The sequence below is a fragment of the Lysinibacillus sp. NPDC097195 genome, assembly GCF_044762075.1.
Classification (GTDB): domain Bacteria; phylum Bacillota; class Bacilli; order Bacillales_A; family Planococcaceae; genus Lysinibacillus.
In genome coordinates this window covers 331,799-351,082 of record NZ_JBIWDP010000002.1, presented here as the reverse complement: position 1 = coordinate 351,082, position 19,284 = coordinate 331,799, and the positions used below count along the sequence as shown (strand labels likewise).

The 19,284-nt window shown below is 38.1% G+C and carries 19 protein-coding genes and 1 pseudogene; 10 read left to right on the top strand and 10 right to left on the bottom strand.

The annotated features are described in order from the left end of the window. Window positions 1-27 precede the first annotated feature (27 nt). Window positions 28-1,674 (bottom strand): hypothetical protein, encoded by a 1,647-nt coding sequence (locus ACIQXI_RS15250; protein WP_402926468.1) that lies wholly within the window; start codon window positions 1,672-1,674, stop codon window positions 28-30. Beyond that, the gene (locus ACIQXI_RS15245; protein ID WP_402926466.1) at window positions 1,667-2,215 is read right to left on the bottom strand and encodes an RNA polymerase sigma factor; all 549 of its coding nucleotides are present in this window, start codon (window positions 2,213-2,215) and stop codon (window positions 1,667-1,669) included. The genes ACIQXI_RS15250 and ACIQXI_RS15245 overlap by 8 nt, the downstream gene beginning before the upstream one ends. A 242-nt stretch (window positions 2,216-2,457) precedes the next feature. Between ACIQXI_RS15245 and ACIQXI_RS15240 the strand changes: the two are divergent. Further along, window positions 2,458-3,674, top strand: a pseudogene (locus tag ACIQXI_RS15240) (sodium-dependent transporter); the annotation flags it as partial. 110 nt (window positions 3,675-3,784) lie between these two features. Here ACIQXI_RS15240 and ACIQXI_RS15235 read toward each other — a convergent pair. Next, on the bottom strand, window positions 3,785-4,045 hold the full coding sequence (locus tag ACIQXI_RS15235; protein ID WP_173479751.1) for a DUF1871 family protein: 261 nt from the start codon (window positions 4,043-4,045) through the stop codon (window positions 3,785-3,787). A gap of 73 nt (window positions 4,046-4,118) precedes the next feature. Between ACIQXI_RS15235 and ACIQXI_RS15230 the strand changes: the two genes are divergently transcribed. After that, on the top strand, window positions 4,119-5,291 hold the full coding sequence (locus ACIQXI_RS15230) for a MalY/PatB family protein (protein WP_402926464.1): 1,173 nt from the start codon (window positions 4,119-4,121) through the stop codon (window positions 5,289-5,291). A 139-nt stretch (window positions 5,292-5,430) separates the two neighbouring features. Here ACIQXI_RS15230 and ACIQXI_RS15225 read toward each other — a convergent pair whose 3' ends face one another. Together ACIQXI_RS15225 and ACIQXI_RS15220 are read right to left on the bottom strand one after the other, a co-directional pair. Then, window positions 5,431-5,643: a hypothetical protein gene (locus ACIQXI_RS15225; protein ID WP_402926462.1), complete on the bottom strand. Its 213-nt coding sequence runs from the start codon at window positions 5,641-5,643 to the stop codon at window positions 5,431-5,433. A gap of 24 nt (window positions 5,644-5,667) precedes the next feature. Then, window positions 5,668-6,255 (bottom strand): peptidylprolyl isomerase, encoded by a 588-nt coding sequence (locus ACIQXI_RS15220; RefSeq protein WP_402926460.1) that lies wholly within the window; start codon window positions 6,253-6,255, stop codon window positions 5,668-5,670. A 349-nt stretch (window positions 6,256-6,604) separates the two neighbouring features. On the opposite strand from ACIQXI_RS15220, the gene ACIQXI_RS15215 reads away from it, so the two are divergent. Next, window positions 6,605-8,455, top strand: a complete 1,851-nt coding sequence (locus tag ACIQXI_RS15215) for a transglycosylase domain-containing protein (RefSeq protein WP_402926458.1) — start codon at window positions 6,605-6,607, stop codon at window positions 8,453-8,455. 201 nt (window positions 8,456-8,656) lie between these two features. Here the strand turns inward: ACIQXI_RS15215 and ACIQXI_RS15210 are convergent, their stop codons facing one another. Further along, window positions 8,657-9,220 carry a DUF5366 family protein gene (locus ACIQXI_RS15210; protein WP_402926456.1) on the bottom strand — a complete coding sequence of 188 codons (564 nt, stop codon included), beginning with the start codon at window positions 9,218-9,220 and terminating at the stop codon, window positions 8,657-8,659. 153 nt (window positions 9,221-9,373) lie between these two features. Here ACIQXI_RS15210 and ACIQXI_RS15205 point away from each other — a divergent pair, with 153 nt between their 5' ends. The 7 genes from ACIQXI_RS15205 to mnhG are packed head-to-tail and all read left to right on the top strand — an operon-like array spanning window position 9,374 to window position 15,135. Beyond that, window positions 9,374-11,791 (top strand): Na+/H+ antiporter subunit A, encoded by a 2,418-nt coding sequence (locus tag ACIQXI_RS15205; protein ID WP_402926454.1) that lies wholly within the window; start codon window positions 9,374-9,376, stop codon window positions 11,789-11,791. Beyond that, a complete protein-coding gene (locus ACIQXI_RS15200) occupies window positions 11,778-12,200 on the top strand; it encodes a Na(+)/H(+) antiporter subunit B (protein ID WP_340822856.1) in 423 nt (140 codons plus the stop codon). The genes ACIQXI_RS15205 and ACIQXI_RS15200 overlap by 14 nt, the downstream gene beginning before the upstream one ends. Continuing rightward, window positions 12,200-12,541: a Na(+)/H(+) antiporter subunit C gene (locus ACIQXI_RS15195; RefSeq protein ID WP_024364871.1), complete on the top strand. Its 342-nt coding sequence runs from the start codon at window positions 12,200-12,202 to the stop codon at window positions 12,539-12,541. Before ACIQXI_RS15200 ends, ACIQXI_RS15195 begins: the two co-directional genes overlap by 1 nt. Further along, on the top strand, window positions 12,534-14,021 hold the full coding sequence (locus ACIQXI_RS15190) for a Na+/H+ antiporter subunit D (protein WP_402926451.1): 1,488 nt from the start codon (window positions 12,534-12,536) through the stop codon (window positions 14,019-14,021). The genes ACIQXI_RS15195 and ACIQXI_RS15190 overlap by 8 nt, the downstream gene beginning before the upstream one ends. 4 nt (window positions 14,022-14,025) lie before the next feature. Next, entirely contained in the window at window positions 14,026-14,505 is a 480-nt protein-coding gene (locus ACIQXI_RS15185) for a Na+/H+ antiporter subunit E (protein ID WP_402926448.1), read from the top strand. Further along, complete coding sequence (locus ACIQXI_RS15180) at window positions 14,502-14,783, top strand: Na(+)/H(+) antiporter subunit F1 (protein WP_402926447.1); 282 nt, start codon at window positions 14,502-14,504, stop codon at window positions 14,781-14,783. Before ACIQXI_RS15185 ends, ACIQXI_RS15180 begins: the two co-directional genes overlap by 4 nt. Next, entirely contained in the window at window positions 14,767-15,135 is a 369-nt protein-coding gene (gene mnhG / locus ACIQXI_RS15175; RefSeq protein ID WP_139860683.1) for a monovalent cation/H(+) antiporter subunit G, read from the top strand. Before ACIQXI_RS15180 ends, mnhG begins: the two co-directional genes overlap by 17 nt. Window positions 15,136-15,333: 198 nt before the next feature. Here mnhG and cysC read toward each other — a convergent pair whose 3' ends face one another. From cysC to ACIQXI_RS15155, 4 genes are read right to left on the bottom strand one after another with little or no spacing between them, the layout of a single operon-like run. Continuing rightward, complete coding sequence (cysC, locus tag ACIQXI_RS15170) at window positions 15,334-15,927, bottom strand: adenylyl-sulfate kinase (protein WP_402926445.1); 594 nt, start codon at window positions 15,925-15,927, stop codon at window positions 15,334-15,336. Then, the gene (gene sat / locus ACIQXI_RS15165) at window positions 15,924-17,063 is read right to left on the bottom strand and encodes a sulfate adenylyltransferase (protein ID WP_402926442.1); all 1,140 of its coding nucleotides are present in this window, start codon (window positions 17,061-17,063) and stop codon (window positions 15,924-15,926) included. Before sat ends, cysC begins: the two co-directional genes overlap by 4 nt. 42 nt (window positions 17,064-17,105) lie before the next feature. Then, the gene (locus tag ACIQXI_RS15160; RefSeq protein WP_402926520.1) at window positions 17,106-18,167 is read right to left on the bottom strand and encodes a sulfate permease; all 1,062 of its coding nucleotides are present in this window, start codon (window positions 18,165-18,167) and stop codon (window positions 17,106-17,108) included. Window positions 18,168-18,183: 16 nt separating this feature from the next. Then, the gene (locus ACIQXI_RS15155; RefSeq protein WP_402926440.1) at window positions 18,184-18,885 is read right to left on the bottom strand and encodes a phosphoadenylyl-sulfate reductase; all 702 of its coding nucleotides are present in this window, start codon (window positions 18,883-18,885) and stop codon (window positions 18,184-18,186) included. Window positions 18,886-19,284 lie beyond the last annotated feature (399 nt).

Genomic DNA, 19,284 nt, shown 5'->3' with positions numbered 1-19,284 from the left:
CAATAAGTGGGGCAAAAAATCGTCCCACTATTCAATGATCTCTGTAATACGATAATAGCCGTTTTCCTGTTTTGAAAATTTAATGAGGAACTGCTTGCCGTACTTCTGCTGCTCACTTGCGGCCACTCGAGCAGCTACCATCCTATTTACCCCGTCATATTCGCCAAGTTGACTAAAAACGTCTAAACTTTCAATCGTTTGCAACTTACTTCCATCGACTTCCGCATCTGGTGCTAATAATGATTTTTGCACCGATTCATCGCCAATGGACACGGCATATAAATAAAGCGAAACAATATTCAGCGGGTGTAATTGATTTAACACAGCATCATCATAATTTTTTGTATATTGTTCATAGATGCCTTTTATTTGATTGATGCTAGAATCATCCATATCAACGACAATAAAATCACTATCATTTATATAGCCTGCTGTTTCTTCCCTTGTTTGCAAAAGAATTATCCAAATATCATAAGGTGCGAGTTGCGATAATGTAGCCGAATGATTCGATTGCTGGAATTCTTTTAAGATGGAGGATGCTGTTTTTTTCATAACCTCTCCATACTTACCAGCGGCAACATCCTGTAAAAATGTTAAGTATTCCGAATAAGGTTGCCCATCATCCGCAATAGCAGGATATTGTTTAGTGCCAAGTAATAATGCTACCCATGTATTTTTAAAAGTTTCTTCTAACAGCTTGTAATCAGAAGAACTAGCATTGACATCTGCCAGTAACGTTCGCTCCATTATTTTAAGCGATGTTGCAGTTTCTTCCCGCGTGTAGCGCAAATCGTCAACTTCCAGTAGATATCCTGTTTGTAAATATTCGAAATACCCTAAAATGTCCGGATGTAATTGATTGATATAGGGTGGCGCAAATTCGCCATGGATTGGATTGGCTTTAAAATAAAACCTACCACCAGCGTCTATTTTAAGCTGCATAAATTGATTGTTTGCTGCTTCCATAATAGCTTTTAAATCAGCTGGGTATTCTACATCATCTGGTTTTAGCAAAAGTTGTTCATAAGGCTCAAGTAGCTTGCTGTAAAACGTTTCTAATTCATTTACTGCAATTATATAGTCGCTATAAACTGCATACGATTCCTCAAAAGTTAAATCTCTAAAGGTCTTGATCTTTTCTACTGCGCGTTTAGGGGTCATCAAATTGTTCAAGATATCTTTTTCCATAACTTTCGTGTAGTTTTTATCGGTGAATCTCAACTGTAAATTCGTCGTTAAGTAAAAATCTAACGTGGAGTTAGCATTTTTAATAAAATTAAATGCTTCTAGCTCATCTTTAGAAACTTTTAATTCTTTTCTAATTTCCTCCTTTTTACTATTGAATTTTTTTATTAAATAATCAGTCATCTCTTCTTCAGCTTTTTTGTCCGGCACATCTTGCGTTATTTCATTTGGTGGACTTGCTTGTTGCTTCATCGTGTAAAGTGACACTAACAGGCCAACTAGCAGTATGCTTGCACAGCTTGCTAGCCATACAATTCGCTTTTGCCACTTCATGGAGGGCTTCTGTTGACTGGCAATCGTTTGCATCGCTAGTGCTTTATCCTCTTCTTCAATTTGTTTAAAAACATTTGCTGGGTCTACTTGTTGCTCCATACGGTCGTAAGATTTTTTTAATAAAGCCATGCGTTTGTCAAATTGTTTGTCATCCATTGTCAGCACTCCCCTCCTGTGTCAAAGCGACTTTAAGTTTTTCTTTTGCGCGCAAAATGCGGACTTTTACAGTCGATAATGAAATACCAAGTACCTCTGCTATTTCTTCGTACTTCAACTCATGAAAGTAAAACAATACGAGCGGATAGCGATATTTTTCATCAAGTGCTTGAATGCTCTCATGCAATAGACGATCTTCCTCAAAATTTAGTACATGCTTTTCAGCAGAAGGGCTAGGGGCTTGTCGTTGCGCGTTTAACAACTCCTCCTTTACCTGCTGTCGTTGCTCTTTCCGATAATAATCTCTTGTAGCATTGAGCGTCACTTTATAAAGCCATGTAGTAAAACGATCCTGTTTAAATTGATGTAAAAAGCGGTACAGCTTCACAAAAACTTCTTGTGAAACATCCGCTAAATCTCTACTATGTACGCCACATTGAAAGGCAAATTTTTCTACTGTTCGCTGATAGGTGCGAATTAGTTCGATATAGGCTTCTTTATCACCTTGTTGTGCTCGTTCGATTAATTGAGACTCACTCACGCGTTATCCCTCCTTTTATATGTAACGTCCGGCACACTCTTATTGTTACATTTTTTACTGAATTGTTAAAAGTGCATTTCCATACGGTTATAGTGACGAGATTGCCCATAAATGGAACAGTAGCAACGTAACACTTACTTACTTTTAGTAGTTATTGATTAAAAGCCAATTTTCAGAAATTTGCTTGTGTTATGCAATTTTTGCGGTAAAATAGAGTTTTAGTATGAGGAGGCTTTACTTCCATGTCATCTAGAGAGCAATTCACATCAAAAATAGCATTTATTTTAGCTGCTGCCGGAAGTGTCATTGATTTTAGGGCTATATGGAAATTCCCCTATATGGCGGGAACGAACGGTGGAAGTGTATTTATTTTATGTACATTCTTCATCGGTTTACCAATGTTAATTGCACAATTTATGATTGGTCGTCGTAGGCAAAAAGATGCTGTTACGTCATTGAAAGAACAAGCCACATGAAAGATTCTATCCTTCTATAGTGTAGTAGCTGGTGGGATATTAAGTTATTTAGGACGGTCCTTGACGTTACAATTATCGACGACTGTCATGACGGAAATTATGCTGATTTGTTTAGCAACACGATCTCTAGTCCATTGGAAGCTATACTTGTACAAGGGTAATTTTTTCTGTTAACGATTGTCATCGTATCAGGGGCATTAAAGGTGGAATTGAGAAGGCTAGTACGTGGATAATACCAATGCTATTTAAATTCTTCATTGTGTTTGTGATTCGTTCCTTCACACTTGATGGTGCCATAGAAGGCATTAAATTTCTATTTGTACCTGGTGGGTCTTACTTAAATGCCGAAACATTTTTTGATAACGTGCGCATCGTATCTCCCGAAGTCTGAAAAGATCGGAAATTTAGCCATTAATGTAGCGTCAATGAATAATAACATTTCGCTACTTGCAGGTTTAGTTATTTTTCCTTCTGTGTTCGCATTAGGCTATCCACCTGACCAAAGATCAGGGCTTGTTTTTATTATCTTACCTGCCGTTTTCGAGCAATTGCCACTCGGTGGTCTTTTTCTACGATTTTCTTAATTCTATTACTGTTTACCATAGTAACTTTTTCGATCTCCATGTTAGAAATAGTTGTAGCTACTGCCATTGGAGACAAGCCAGAAAAACGTAAAAAAGTCGCATGGGTAGGCGGTAGTATAATTTTCATCTTCTGGTATTCCAAGCGCTCTGTCTTTCGGTATTCTGTCAGATGAAAAAATTTAAAATCGCTCTATTTTTGATTTTGTAGAATTCATTACCAATAGTGTCGGCATGCCAATCGGTGCCTTACTAATTTCTATTTTTGCAGGCTTTTTACTATACCAAAGACATTACAAGAAAAGTACTTGCTTCTTTTAGTTTCTTTTTAATATTTGGTATATATCAATTCGCTATATCTCGCCCATTGCGATTTTGCTTATTTTCAGTCAAGGAATATTACATTGTTCCAATAAGAAAATGAGGTTGTCTAAATCGTTAAGACAACCTCACTTTTATAAGGAAAAAGCTTTTTATCAAGCCTTTCCAATAATAAAACACTATATGTCGATTTAAATAATGCATTTTGCTTCAAACTTAATGGCAATCAGTTTGTATGATATGGCAACACAATCTTCAATCGGAATCCATTGCTCAAACGAATGCTCGTAAGTTTCTTGTATGACCTTTGCAAGCGCAGAGGGATCATCAATACTTTGTAATGCTGCAACAACATCAGCCGTTTCTGTATCATAATGCTCAGCACCGATGTGGAAAGGATCCCATTCCGCTAGCAAATGTACGGCTGCTCGATTCATTTTTATATTTTCCAAAATACTCACCTATTATCCTTTAATCTTAATAGGTATGATACCATAGTAAAAAAAAAAGAAAAGAGTGATTTGCTTGTCTATTTTCGATCAAACATTAAATCGTCGCTATACAAACTCAGTAAAATGGGACGCAATGGAGAAAATTTATGGTCTAAACGATACAACAGAAATATTACCAATGTGGATAGCAGATATGGATTTTGCCCCACCATCTGCTGTTTCAAAGGCATTACAAAAACATGTCGAGAATGCCATTTTCGGCTATGGCTTTGTATGCGAAGAAGTCAAACAGTCGATAGTAGACTGGCAAAACAAACGCTATAATTGGCAAATTGAGAAAGATTCAATTTCTTTTTGCCACGGAGTCGTATCCGCTTTAGCAAATATTTTAACTGCCATGACAAGTATTGGTGATAAGGTGCTTATTTCAACACCTGTCTATCCACCATTTTTTAATATTCCAAAAAGTAATGGTCGTGAAGTGGTAACTTGTCCTTTAATAGAACAACAAGGAACATTTGTCTTTGATTTTGAGGCATTCGAACAAGCCCTTGCCCAAAATATTAAAGCTTACATATTGTGTAACCCTCATAATCCTGGTGGTTATGTTTGGGATGAAGCGACGTTAAAAGAAATTATTCGTCTTTGTGCAAAATATGATGTGTTGATTATTTCAGACGAAATCCATGCAGATTTAATGTTAGATGGAGCAAAGCATACGCCACTAGCAAAAATTGCCGGTGATGAAATCGATCGCGTAATTACTTGTATGGCACCGACCAAAACTTTTAATCTTGCAGGTATTCAAGTTGCCTATATTATTACGACTGATAAGAAAAAGCGTCTGCAATTAGAGGCAGTTAACATGGCTAGTGGTCAAGGCTCATTAAATAGCTTTGCTCCGGTAGCACTACAAGCAGCTTACAGTGAAGGGTTGCCATGGCTGGAAGAATTACTAGTCTATATTTCAAACAATATGGATTATGTCATTACAGAGTTAACACAATTACCTGGCGTCCATATTGCGAAGCCTCAAGGTACGTACTTATTGTGGATTGATTGCCGACAATTAGGTATTGAGGAAAAAGAGATTATGCAACGTTTGCTTGAAATCGGAAAGCTTGCATTAGAGCCAGGCTCAAAATATGGTGAAGAAGGCCGCGGCTTCCTACGCATGAATGTTGCCTGCTCATTTGACACAGTCAAAGATGCGGTGGCGCGCTTTAAACTAGCCCTTTCATTATAAAGTGCCAGTCACTCAAACAATTCTGAATTTTCGCAGGAAGCGGAGCGTGTTTTGTACTTTTGTTTACATTAGTGCCAGTCACGCAATCGCTGGGGAAAATCACATATAAAAAGGCACTCTTTCGCAGAGTGCCTCTTTTTTATACGTTTTGTTGATTGTTTGAATGATTTTTTTCTGCTAAAATACGTGCTTCGATTTCCTTAGATTTCATTTCCTGCTTTTTAGAAATTTTACGGAAAATCATAAATACGCCTATACAAAGAATAAGCATAATTAAAAATTCAAAAGCGGCAGGAATATAAGCTGTTTTATCTTCAGGAAAATACAAAAATTGATACATTAAATGTTCCATATTTTCTACACGTCCCTACAATTATTATTCAAAAACTGTAATTGACTCAATTTTAACATCTTCCACTGGTTTATCGCGGTGATCTTTTTCTACATTCGCGATTTTATCAACGATGTCCATACCTTCCACAACATGACCAAATACAGAATGTTTATGGTCTAACCATGGTGTACCACCATTTTGTGCATAGGCCTCGATAATTTCTTCTGGGAAACCAGCACCTTGAAGTTGACGAAGCATATCGCTTGGCAAGTGCTTCATTTGAACGATAAAGAATTGAGAACCGTTTGTGTTTGGACCAGCATTAGCCATTGAAAGAGCCCCACGTAGGTTAAATAATTCATCAGAAAATTCGTCTTCAAATGAGTTACCCCAAATTGACTCTCCACCCATACCTGTACCTGTTGGGTCACCGCCTTGAATCATAAAATCTTGAATAACACGGTGGAAAATAATACCATCGTAATAACCTGATTTTGCATGACCTAAGAAGTTTTCAACTGTTTTTGGTGCTTGTTTTGGGAACAATTTAATTTTAATAGCACCTAAAGTTGTTTTCATTTCTACTAGTACTTCGCCTTCTTGTACTTCTGTTGTTAATTGTGGAAACATTGAAGTCTCTCCTTTAAATGTAAAATTTCAGTTTCAACGAAAATGATTCTACTGCATCATTTCTGACCTCATATTAGTCTAACATACTTCATAGCCGTTTTCTCCACCAAAGTATTGACGATTTTTATAATTTTACAATCAATCGGACAGTTAAGTTTTGGAAAACGTAGAATCTTTCGTTTAGTACCATTGGTAGTATAACCCAAAATAATGAAGGAATGAACATACTCCCTCCTCCATTTCCGTTTTATCGTTGTGCACACATGTAAATAGGTCTCAACGAGTATTTGGAATGTATCCAAAATATGCTATTCTGTTGAAAGACTTATGTACAACGTTGGAGGCAGTTATGAAAAAAGTTTTGGGCATTATTATTATTACGTTATGCTTACCTACCATTTGGTGGATTGGTTCGAATATACGCACAGAGTTAAATACAACTCAAGTACACGCACAACAAATTGAAAAGAAAATAGATGTGCCTGAAGTACAAGTTCAACTTCCCGTCACATTAATTGATCAGAACGGCCAAATATTTAGCGAAGAATATGTCGAATGGCGACAACCTTTAACATTGCAACAAATTCCGCAAATTGCCCAGGAAATTTTTATTGCTAGTGAAGATGCCGACTTTTACGATCATATTGGCTTCGATTTTAGTGCCATCATACGTGCGGTGGTCGCTAATTCCAACGCTAATACAGCTTCGCAAGGTGGCAGTACGATTACCCAACAGCTTGTTCGTATGCGTTATCTATCGGATGAAAAAACGTATGAACGAAAACTAACGGAGCTATTTTATGCCTATGAGCTTGAAAAAAAATATGACAAAGATGCAATATTAACAATGTATTTAAATGAATCATATTTTAGCAATCAAGTTTACGGCATAGGCAGTGCAGCGACCTATTATTTTCAAAAACCAATTCAAGAACTATCAATTGCTGAGCTAGCTTTTATCTCAGCTATTCCGAACAATCCATCATTGTATAACCCGCTTAAAAATTTTGATGAGACAAAAGCTCGGCAAGAACGATTACTCGATACACTTGCTGCAAGTGGTTCGATTACTAAAGAAGATGCAACTTCATATAAAGCACAACCCATTACTTTAAATGTGAAAAGCAAAGTGCAAAGCTACCCGATGTATAGCACTTATGTACTTCAAGAATTACGCTGGCTTGTAGCTGAAAAGGAAGGTTATACTGAGCGACTTCAAAACTCGCAAAGTGAAGAAGAAAAAAAATCAATTAAAGCACAATTAGACAATCGTCTTAGTACATTATTTCAAAACGGTTTAACTGTATATACCGCGCTTGACCCAATAAAACAAGCTCATGATGAAGAACGCATGACTGCTATTTTAGGAAAAGGCGAATTACAGGCAGCTGGTGCTGTTATTAATAATTCATCTCGTGAAATCGTCAGCCTTTATGCAGGTAAAAACTACGAAAAATTTGATTATCATCGCGCTTATCAAGGACCACGCCAGCCCGGCTCAGCATTTAAACCGCTTGCCGTCTATGCACCCTTTTTTGAAACAACAACACATACACCCGATTCGATTGTAAACGGGGGTAGCTATTGTGTCGGTTCGTTTTGCCCTGAAAATTATGGCGGTTATCAATATGGAGATGTGTCAATTCGCACAGCATTCCGCAATAGCTTTAATACGTCCGCACTGCGTCTATTTAATGCGGTCGGAGTCGAAACGGCATTCGCTTATCTTAACCGCTTCCATTTCCGCTCCATCGTTGCTAAAGATCATACGTATGCTGCTTCATTGGGTGGATTAACTTATGGCGTCACAGCGCTTGAGCTTGCAGATGCTTATACAAGCTTTATTGATGGTTCCTATGTTCTTGCACATAGTATTCGTAAAGTGACAGCTAACGATGGTACTGAGTTATATAGCTGGGACAAAGAACGTGATCAAATATGGTCACCGAAAACGGTAAAATATATGCGAGAGCTACTTGCAGATGTTGTAGCAAATGGTACGGGGCAAGGTGTTTATAGTAATAGTAACTATGTTGGAGCTAAAACAGGTACAACCAATGATTACCGTGATTACTGGCTAGCAGGTTTAAATGACCACTATACTGCAGCGGTATGGCTTGGTTATGATAAACCACAAACTATGGAAAAATTAGAATCGTATAAAATTCATCACAAACTGTTTAATGTTTTACTAGAATAATGCAAAAACAACTAGCAATTTTCAAAATTGTTTCGGTGCCTGGCACTTTAAAACCGCATTTTAAAACCCACTTCGCTTGCCGCGGGCGCACTGTAAGTCGCAGCATCGCTGTTGTGACTTATGTTTCGTGTCCCGCTTGAGGCTAGGTGGGTTTTTGATTTAATATCCTTAAATTTCAGAATTGTTTCGGTGCCTGGCACTTTATTTTGCAAAGGGGAGACTGGCTAATATACCGTTATAGAGTTTTAGCATTACATAAACTAATAACGAGATTAATAATGTCCACATGAAAAGCTCAAATATTAGTAATCCTATCGTTCCACCCATGGACATAAAAAGGCTCATTTTATAGATTAAGTAGATAAAATAGATAAAAACTGTTAGCACAAATATACCCGCTAATGCATAAATCGATTGAATGGCAAAGGCTGAACACATAGCACCAATAAAAAGTATGACATAGCCTCCACGTGCTTGGCTGACCGCCGCCCCTTCATTATCCTTCGAGAAAAATAGCATCCCTAATTCATGAATGGTTTCTCCGACCAATTTAAGCGCTGAAAACGCCATAAAAAAAATAAGCGCAAATACAATGAGCAACAGTACACGTAATTCAAAATCTGATAAAAATTCTCGCATACCAGAATAAACACCGATTGCTCGAAATAGTTGTAACGCTTCGCCTACTGCATACATGCCAAACGTTAAACTAAATAATAAAATTGTAATTAATGGTAAAAAACCATATATATAAGGGTTCTTCATAAAAAATTTTTTCCTCTGTTTTTTTTGATAACTTCCTATTTATAATATAGCTAAAAATCCTCGGCTATCCAAGCTAAATCCTACTAGTGCATATGCATTCGCAACGAAAGTACGTTATAATTATTACACTTACGTGCATAAAGGAGGATTTTTTTGTTACAAGTACTCTATATTTTCATCCCGATGCTTGCTGCAATATTTGTGCCTTTTATATATAAAAGCATTAAAAATATTCACACAGGCTGGTTTGTTCTTGCAGTACCTGCTACACTCGTCGTTATTTATGCTACATATATCGCGAGAGTAGCACATGGAGAAGTATTTCTTGATGGGATACCATGGATTCCCTCGCTCGATATTTCTGTCGTATCGTATTTGGACGGACTTAGCTTACTGTTCTCGTTACTCATTACAGGAATCGGCTCACTCGTCGTACTTTACTCCATTTTTTACTTAGATAAACATAAAGAAAAATTACATAATTTTTATGTTTACTTATTATTATTTATGTCCGCAATGCTTGGTGTTGTTCAATCAGATCATTTAATTTCGTTGTACTTCTTCTGGGAATTAACGTCGATTTCGTCGTTCCTACTCATTGGTTATTGGTACACACGTGATGCTTCTCGCTTCGGTGCTCTAAAATCGATGATGATTACAGTTTTCGGCGGCTTAATGATGTTAGGAGGATTTATCCTTCTTTATTTAATGGGTGGAACATATTCCATTCGTGAACTGATTGCAATGGCGCCAAACTTAGTGCAGCATCCATTGTTCACATGGGCACTTGTGTTATTACTGCTAGGGGCATTTACGAAGTCTGCTCAATTTCCATTCTATATTTGGTTACCAGATGCGATGGAGGCACCAACACCTGTTAGTGCATATCTCCACTCCGCAACAATGGTAAAAGCAGGTATATACTTAGTTGCTCGCTTTACACCTATTTTTGCAGCTTCTGAATTATGGATTTGGCTTGTTACAGGCGTAGGACTGTTGACTCTCTTCTGGGGTTCGTTCTTTGCTCTCAAACAAACGGATTTAAAAGGTATTCTTGCGTTTTCAACTGTCAGTCAGCTTGGTCTTATTATGTCATTATTAGGGGCGGGAGCAGTGGCATTTCACGTCAACGGTGCAGCTGACTCTGTTTTTAAATATGCGGCGTTCGCAGCCATTTTCCACCTGATCAACCACGCGACATTTAAAGGTAGTTTATTTATGATTGCAGGGATTATTGATCACGAAACAGGTACACGTGATATACGTAAACTTGGTGGATTAATGAGTATTATGCCTTTAAGCTTTACCGTTGCTGCTATTGGCAGCTTCTCAATGGCAGGCTTACCACCATTTAATGGCTTCCTAAGTAAGGAAATGTTTTTATCTGCCATGTTAGCACTGCAAAATTTCGAATTTTTCGGTTTTGAGACTTGGGGCGTGCTATTCCCAATCGTTGCTTGGATTGCTAGTATTTTTACGTTTATTTATAGTTTCTACTTTGTATTTAGAACATTTACAGGAACTTATAAACCAGAGCTTTACGCTCATAAACCACATGAGGCTCCAATTGGGATGCTCATTTCACCAATGATTTTAGCATCTTTGGTGGTTATTATTTTCTTCGTCCCTAATCTGATTGGTGATACTTTTGTTAAGCCGGCTGTACAAGCTATTCAGCCATTTTTATATGATTTACCTGAAGATATCAACATTCATGTGGCTGCCTGGCATGGTGGTTTTACACCTGAATTAATTATGACCATTGGTATTGTTATTATAGGTGTCTTATTATTTGTTGCCCTACCGAAATGGCAAGGCATTTACAAACTATTCCCACGTGCGCTTACATTTAATAATGCCTATGACAAAATGATGCTTGGTTTAGATGTAGGATTAAATCGTCTATCACGTCTATATATGACGGGTTCTATGCGCCACTATCTACTTTATATGTTTAGTGGCATTGCCGCTATTTCAATTGGAACCTTATTTGTAAAGGATGCCTTTTCAATTTCCTTTGAAGGAGCAGCACCTATCCGCTCCTACCAATTAATTTTAATTGTCGTATTAATAATTGGAACGGCAATTACCATTTTAGCGAAATCACGCCTAACAGCCATTATCGGACTTGGCGCTGTCGGTTACACAGTTGCACTATTCTTCGTTATTTTTAATGCACCCGATTTAGCATTAACACAACTCGTTATTGAAACAATATCCGTTGCATTATTTTTATTAGCGTTTTATCATCTTCCGAAGCTGGGCAAACGCGAAGAACGCATGCGCTTTCAATTAAATCGTGCAATCATTTCAATCGCAGTTGGTGTGATGGTGACGTTAATCGCTTTATCGGCACATTCGCAAAAGCTTATTCCGTCCATCTCGAAATATTATGAAGATACTGTCTATGATTTAGCTGGTGGCGGGAACATTGTCAATGTGATTTTAGTAGACTACCGTGGCTTTGATACATTATTTGAAATTACAGTGTTAGGTATTGCAGGAATGGCGATTTTAGCGATGATCAAGCTGCGTATGAATAGAAAGGAGAAAGCACATGAAAACAAATGATGTGATTATACAATTTACAGCTAAAATTGTATTCTTCATTATTTTCTTCTTCTCCATTCATATTTTTTTAGCTGGTCATTACACACCCGGTGGGGGCTTTGTTGGTGGTCTTTTAACATCCAGTGCCATCGTGCTGTTAGTGCTGGCCTTTGATTTAAATACAGTACGTAATGTTTTACCAATCAACTATACGTATTTAACTGCAACAGGCCTATTATTGGCACTTGCTACTGCGGCATTCCCGATGTTTTTAGGGAAACCGTTTTTCACACATTTCTTTGACTATTTCGAATTACCGCTTCTAGGGAAGCAGTCTTTACACACAGCAATGCTTTTTGACAGCGGTGTTTACTTGGTTGTTGTTGGCGTTACGATGACCATTATTCAAACGATTGGAGAGGATGAATAATGGAAATAATTATGGCGTTTGTCATTGGCTTTTTGTTTATGGCAGCGGTTTATTTAATATTATCAAAAAGCTTATTACGCATTATTATTGGTACCGGGCTTTTAAGTCACGGGGCACATTTACTCATTTTAACTATGGGTGGTCTAACAGGAGAGGCTCCGCCTGTGCTAAAAGAAGGCGCGAAAACGTTTGCTGACCCATTACCACAAGCATTAATATTAACTGCTATTGTCATTAGCTTTGGTGTAACGGCTTTCTTCCTAGTACTTGCCTATCGTTCCTATCAGGAGCTGGAGACAGATGATATTAGTTTAATGAGAGGAAGTGATGAAGATGAATAACTTCCTTTTACTACCTATTATCATTCCTTTCTTCTTCGGCATAATTTTAATGTTTGGACAAAAAAATTTAAAATACCAGCGTTCATTCGCATTATTAGGGATTGTCCTTGCTTTTGCATCAGCTGTTTCACTATTACTAAAGGTAAAGAATGATGGCATTCAGAAAGTAACGTTCGGAGATTGGCCTGTTCCGTATGGTATTACAATGGTGTCTGATATGATGTCTGCACTGTTAGTCACAACAACATTACTTATTGCCTTTTTTGTTGTATGGTACGGCTTTGGCTCTATTACAAAGGAGCGTGAGCGCTTCTTCTACTATCCAGGGATTATGTTTATTTTAACCGGTGTCAATGGCGCCTTTACGACAGGGGATATTTTCAACTTATTCGTCTTCTTCGAAGTACTATTAATGGCGTCGTATTTACTCATTGTACTCGGAGGAGAAAAGGGGCAACTTAAAGGCTCCATTAAATATATATTAATCAATGTTATATCTTCTGCTTTGTTTGTTATTACAGTAGCTTATCTTTACTCGGTTGTCGGTACACTGAATATGGCAGATATCGCCGTAAAAATTAGCGACATTAATCAGCCAGGAATTATCACAGTTATCGCTGTTTTATTCTTAATGGTATTTGGATTAAAAGCGGCTATATTCCCGCTTTACTTCTGGCTTCCTACTTCTTACGCAGCAGCTCCAATTCCTGTATTAACACTATTTGGAGCACTGTTAACAAAGGTTGGCGTTTATGCGATTATGCGCACGTACACATTATTTTTCGTACATGATTTATCGTATACCCATGATTTACTAATGGTATTAGCAATTGGCTCCATCATTGCAGGCTGTATCGGGGCGCTTGCTTATTTTGATGTCAAGCTCATCATTATTTACAATATTGTCATTGCAGTTGGTGTTATTTTGTTTGGTGTCTCTCAAATGAATGAAATGGCACTCAAGGGCGCAATGTTCTATTTAGTTCATGATATGCTGATCAAAGCTGCCCTCTTTATGTTGATTGGTATTGTGATTTACATTACTGGTACATCTGATTTACGAAAAATGGGCGGTCTTATGAAAAAGTATCCTGTCCTAGGTTGGTTCTATCTCATTGCAGCCTTCGGTTTAGCAGGTATTCCCCCACTTAGCGGTTTCGTCGGCAAGCTGTTAATCGTGCAAGGGGGCTTTGAGGCTGGTAGCATGTGGAGCAGCATCTTTATTTTAGCCTCATCTTTACTTGTCTTACTTTCGGTTATTCGTATTTTCCTTTATGCCTTCTGGGGAGAGGAAAAAGAGACAACAGGTACTGTCGACAAAAAAGTGTATACAACGCTTTTTGCACCAACTGTCCTATTAGTACTTATTACAGTAGCCTATGGTGTTGGTTCGGAGTGGATGACACCATTTATGAATGATGCTGCCAAACTATTAAATGACCCATCTATTTATATAGATGCTGTAATGAAGGGAGATTAGAGCTATGGCATTTCAAATTATTTTAAACTTTGCTCTTGCCTTCGTTTGGATGTTTCTTTCTTCTAATTACACAGCGACAGGCTTTATAGTAGGCTTCATTCTTGGTATTGTCTTACTTGTCATTATGAGAAGATTTTTCTTTGCCCGGCTCTATGTATTCCGTGTATGGGCAATTATTAAGCTAACCGTTCTCTTTTTTAAAGAGTTAATATTAGCAAATATTCAAGTACTGAAAGTTGTACTAAAGCCGAAGCTAGATATGCAACCTGCCTTCTTTGCTTATCCTACGGTACTTAAGGAAGATTGGGAAATTACATTATTATCGAGTCTCATTACATTAACACCAGGAACTGTTGTCGTGCATGTTTCAGATGATGCCAAAACATTGTTTGTCCATGCCATTGATATTAGCGATGTGGATGATGCCATTGCATCGATTCGAGATTCTTTTGAAAAAGCTATTTTGGAGGTGAGTAGATCATGATGACGTTTATTATTGCAGCGATCGTAGTGATTTGCTTATCGATGATTGCCGTCATTTATCGTATGGTGAAAGGGCCATCTGCATCTGACCGTGTCGTAGCCCTAGATTCCTTAGGTGTGTCCCTCATTTCATTAATCGCTTTATTTTCAATTTTAGTGGAAACGAGCTTCTTTCTTGAGATTGTATTATTGTTAGCGATTTTATCGTTTATCGGTACAGTTGCTTTCTCTAAATTTATAGAGAAAGGAGATATCATTAAACGTGACAATTCTCGCTAATACTTTAGTTATTTTGTTCATATCTATTGGTGTGTTATTTATCGTCGTAACAGCGATAGGGCTTATTCGCTTACCTGATTTGTATACACGTGCACATGCCGCATCGAAAAGTGCAACGCTCGGCGTAATGTGTGTATTAATCGGTGTATTCTTTCATTTTTGGCTTATCGAGGATCATTTTAACCCACGTATTTTATTAGGTATATTATTTCTCTTTATTACAGGCCCTGTCGGCGGACATATTATGACCCGTTCTTCCTATATAGCAGGTGTTAAACCTTGGAAAGGAACAGTGCGCGACGAGTTAGGACCTGAAATTGACAAAATGAAAAAAGAACAAGGTATTAAGTAAACAAGAAAAAGTGTTAGATTGATGTCTATCAGTCTAACACTTTTTGCTTTGCCATGGTGCTCTTCTCACAGCAGTTGTTCCATCGTCTTACCGGCGATTCACAAGCTTCTATCGGCGATTTCCCCGGGCTTACCGGCGATTCGCAAGCTTCTATCAGCGATTTCTCCCGCCTTACCGGCGATTCGCAGGCCCCTCTCTTTAAATATAGCCTTTATCTGTTAAGAATGTTATTAGCTGCTCAACACATTCCTCAATCGAGTAACGTTCAGTATCTAAAATAAATTCCGGATGTTCAGGTTCTTCATATGGTGCACTAATGCCTGTAAAATTAGCAATCTCCGCATTGCGCGCTTTTTTATAAAGACCTTTTGGATCACGCTGTTCACAAGTATCGACAGAACAACTTACATATACCTCTAAAAACTCGCCCTCTTCCACTAGCTGACGAACAACTTGGCGATCTTCTCTATATGGAGAAATAAAAGCCGTAAGCACAATTTGACCACTTTCCACAAAAAGCTTGGAAACTTCGCCGATACGTCTTATATTTTCCTTGCGGCTTGTTTCGTCAAAGCCTAAATCATTATTTAATCCATGGCGCACGTTATCGCCATCTAGAACAAATACTTGGTTCTGCCGTTCGAATAGTTTACGCGCTAGCGCATTAGCGACGGATGATTTTCCTGATGCCGAAAGCCCTGTAAACCATACTATAAAGCTTTGGTGTTTATTTTGCGTTCGACGCTCATCTTTGGTAATAGATGCTTCATGCCATACAATATTGGAACTCATTTTACGACCTCCTGACGCATCCCATTTATTAGGACCTCGACTACCTCTTTACGGCTAAATGTACTTGGAGGAACAACTCCATTCCGCAACATTTCCCGGACTTTCGTTCCCGATAAAATAACATGTGATGCAGCATCATGCGGGCATGTTTTAGTTGTTGCCATCCCTTCACATTTCGTGCAGTAAAAACTATGTTCAAATTTTAATGGCACAATGCCTAGCTCATCTTCAGTAAATTGTTCAAAGATTTTTTGCGCATCATATGTTCCATAATAATCACCTACCCCTGCATGATCACGGCCGACAATAAAATGGGTACAGCCGTAGTTTTTACGAACAAGTGCATGGAAAATGGCTTCTTTCGGTCCTGCATAGCGCATTGCGGCTGGAAAGACACCTAATTGCACACGATTGTGAGGATAATAATTTTCTAAAAGTACCTCATAACTCTCCATCCGGATGGCAGCCGATACATCATCCGACTTCGTTTCACCAACAAGTGGATTTAAAAATAAGCCATCGATTGTTTCTAATGCCGCCTTTTGAATATATTCATGCGCACGATGAACAGGATTACGTGTTTGGAAGCCCACTACTGTTTGCCAGCCCTTTTCTTTAAACAATTGACGTGTTTCCTGCGGATCAAATGAATACGTAGGGAATTGTTGCTCCAGACGCTTAATTAACGTGATTTTCCCTCCAACATATACCCCTGGTCGCTCATGGAGCTTTTTCACACCAGGATGGGCTAAGTCTTGTGTACCGTAAACGAGTAGTGCCTCTTTTTGTTTATCTGGCTCATATATATCGCTTATTTCTATTACACCATACACATTGTTGCCATACACTAATGTTGCTTCATCGCCAACTTGTAATGTTGCCGCTAGCTTTTTGTCAACCGGAAGCGTGATAGGTATACTCCACACAACACCAGAGGCTAACCTTGTATGTTCGATAACAGATTCATAATCTTTTTTAGTTAAAAAACCATCAATTGGGCTATATCCACCGATTGCGATTAACTCTAAATCGCTTAAGGCTATGACGTCCAATTCAATCTCCTTTGTAATATGTACTACTGATTTTTGTGGTTGATATGCTTGCACTAAAGCACCACCATGCGGTTGTAGACTCATTTATATTCCCCCCTAAGTTTATATATATAGTATGTTTTATAGTTAAATGCCTTCGCCTGCATCGTATATCGAGCGTTCTTCTTCACGCATTGTTCGCATTAAACTAATTGCACCAAGCGTTCCAATAATGACGCTACCAATAATGACGATGGCATATAAATCTTTTTTCATAAATAACTGAATGAGACTATAAGAAATTGCTAATGAAAAAATAGGTGACACAATCCAAATACACATAATTTTTTTAACGATATTTTTATGAAAAATTTGTTTACCGTTTTTCGCCATCCCAATACCAATAATGGATGAGGAAGTGACCTGCGTTAACGGTACAGGTAATCCAAACAACGAGCTAATACCGACAAGTACAGCACCGGTAGTTGAAATAACAATGCCCTCTGCTTTTTTAAAACGCACAATCTTTTTGCCATTCGTCTCAAGTACACGTCTGCCTAACAATATCGCTCCTAATGCAACAAACGCTCCACCAAGCCAAATGCCATTTGTCACACTAATCATGCCCGCACCGACAAGTGGACCAACTGCATTGGCGACATTATTCATACCTGCTGAAAAAGCTTCAAAAAAACCGGCAAGGACGAGCAGTACAGTTAACATCGGATGATTTGCCAAAAATCCTTTCCCTTTAAATTTATTCAGTATCTTGCCAGCTATTAGTGCAATAACAAATGCTACAACTGGCACGATGACCCAAAAGGACATAATAACGAGCAATGATTTGACATATAACACACGGTAGGCAATTCCTACCCCAACGACTGCTCCTACCGTTACTTCACTTGTCGATAATGGAATACCTAAAAGATTGGCAAGAAATAAGGAACTTGTCGCCGAAATTAATATAATCATGACGATTTTCACAGTAATATACTGTTGTGGCATAATGCCTGAGCTTATCGTCTTTACAACTTCACCGCCACCTAATATGGCGCCTGCAAAAACGCCAAGCGCACATATGAGTAATGCGTGCCATGCTTTTGTAATAGCCCCTGCCCCGTAAGCAACGCCCATTGAAGCTGCTGCACCACTTGCACCTATATTCATGGCAAAAAATAAACTAATGGCTAACGCTATATATTCCAACATGCTTTATTCGCCCCTATTCATGTAACCCACACTCAGTTTTACCAGTACCTTGCCATCTACCTGCTCGTAAATCATCTACCGTAAATGCTGGTTGTGTACAATGTTCACAGCCAATGCTCGGATAGCCTTGATCGTGTAACGGATTGTATGTTAAATCATGCTTTGAAACATAACGCCATATATCCTTCCATGACCAGTGAATAAGCGGACATATTTTAATCGATTTAAATTTATCATCACGATTAATGAAATTTGTATGTTGGCGACTTGGTGATTGTTCTCTGCGCAGCCCTGAAATCCAAGCTTTTGCTCCTGATAACGCCTCGTGTAATGGCTTTATTTTTCGTATATCACAGCATTGATTAGGGTTGGATTTCCATAATTTATCTCCAAATTGAGCCTTTTGTTCCTCAAGCGTAAGCTTAGGCTTTTGCATGTTAATCGTTAACTGCGGATATTTCTCCTTTACTCGCTCAATCGTTTCATATGTTTCCTTAAAATGAACATCCGTATCTAAAAACACGATTGTAGCGTTTGGCTTTACCTTTGAAATCAGGTCAATTAACACAATTCCCTCAATACCAAAGCTACAAGCGTAGACGATGTCTTCTCCATATTGTCCATAGCTCCAGCGTAAAACCTCAAGTGCCCCTTTAAAGGTTTCATCTACCTCAAAATTAATCGTTGGCTCCTGCCAATTTGCATACGTTAACATATAAATCCCCCTCCGCATTTCGGATATAGAAAAAGGCGTTTTAACAACAGACACATGGATGCATGTGCCTTCGTTAAAACGCCTCTAGTTTGACTAGCCAGCTTCTATAGACGATTGTAAACTAGTATTCTTGTACCTCATTCAACAATCATTCTTCTTATTACCAAATATATACTAAATTACACCTAGTAGTCAACTAGGTTTTGTAAAAAATAAAAATTTATTTGCAACGCCATTTTTTCTGCTCCTCTTTTGAAACGCACCTGCAATTAAAAAATATGGTCTTTCGATATGTTACTACTGCTCAGGGCAGTGCATTACCTACTGTCAAAAAATAATTTTTTAATTCCTTGTTGACTAATAGGAAATATATGTTTAATGTGGTAATATACTAAAAGC

Excerpts from the sequence above, each read along its gene's own strand:
- ACIQXI_RS15250 (WP_402926468.1), bottom strand. The coding sequence starts at position 1,674 with ATGGATGACAAACAATTTGACAAACGCATGGCTTTATTAAAAAAATCT.
- ACIQXI_RS15225 (WP_402926462.1), bottom strand. The coding sequence starts at position 5,643 with ATGGAACATTTAATGTATCAATTTTTGTATTTTCCTGAAGATAAAACA.
- ACIQXI_RS15220 (WP_402926460.1), bottom strand. The coding sequence starts at position 6,255 with ATGTTTCCACAATTAACAACAGAAGTACAAGAAGGCGAAGTACTAGTA.
- ACIQXI_RS15215 (WP_402926458.1), top strand. The coding sequence starts at position 6,605 with ATGAAAAAAGTTTTGGGCATTATTATTATTACGTTATGCTTACCTACC.
- ACIQXI_RS15210 (WP_402926456.1), bottom strand. The coding sequence starts at position 9,220 with ATGAAGAACCCTTATATATATGGTTTTTTACCATTAATTACAATTTTA.
- ACIQXI_RS15200 (WP_340822856.1), top strand. The coding sequence starts at position 11,778 with ATGAAAACAAATGATGTGATTATACAATTTACAGCTAAAATTGTATTC.
- ACIQXI_RS15195 (WP_024364871.1), top strand. The coding sequence starts at position 12,200 with ATGGAAATAATTATGGCGTTTGTCATTGGCTTTTTGTTTATGGCAGCG.
- ACIQXI_RS15190 (WP_402926451.1), top strand. The coding sequence starts at position 12,534 with ATGAATAACTTCCTTTTACTACCTATTATCATTCCTTTCTTCTTCGGC.
- ACIQXI_RS15185 (WP_402926448.1), top strand. The coding sequence starts at position 14,026 with ATGGCATTTCAAATTATTTTAAACTTTGCTCTTGCCTTCGTTTGGATG.
- ACIQXI_RS15180 (WP_402926447.1), top strand. The coding sequence starts at position 14,502 with ATGATGACGTTTATTATTGCAGCGATCGTAGTGATTTGCTTATCGATG.
- cysC (WP_402926445.1), bottom strand. The coding sequence starts at position 15,927 with ATGAGTTCCAATATTGTATGGCATGAAGCATCTATTACCAAAGATGAG.
- sat (WP_402926442.1), bottom strand. The coding sequence starts at position 17,063 with ATGAGTCTACAACCGCATGGTGGTGCTTTAGTGCAAGCATATCAACCA.
- ACIQXI_RS15155 (WP_402926440.1), bottom strand. The coding sequence starts at position 18,885 with ATGTTAACGTATGCAAATTGGCAGGAGCCAACGATTAATTTTGAGGTA.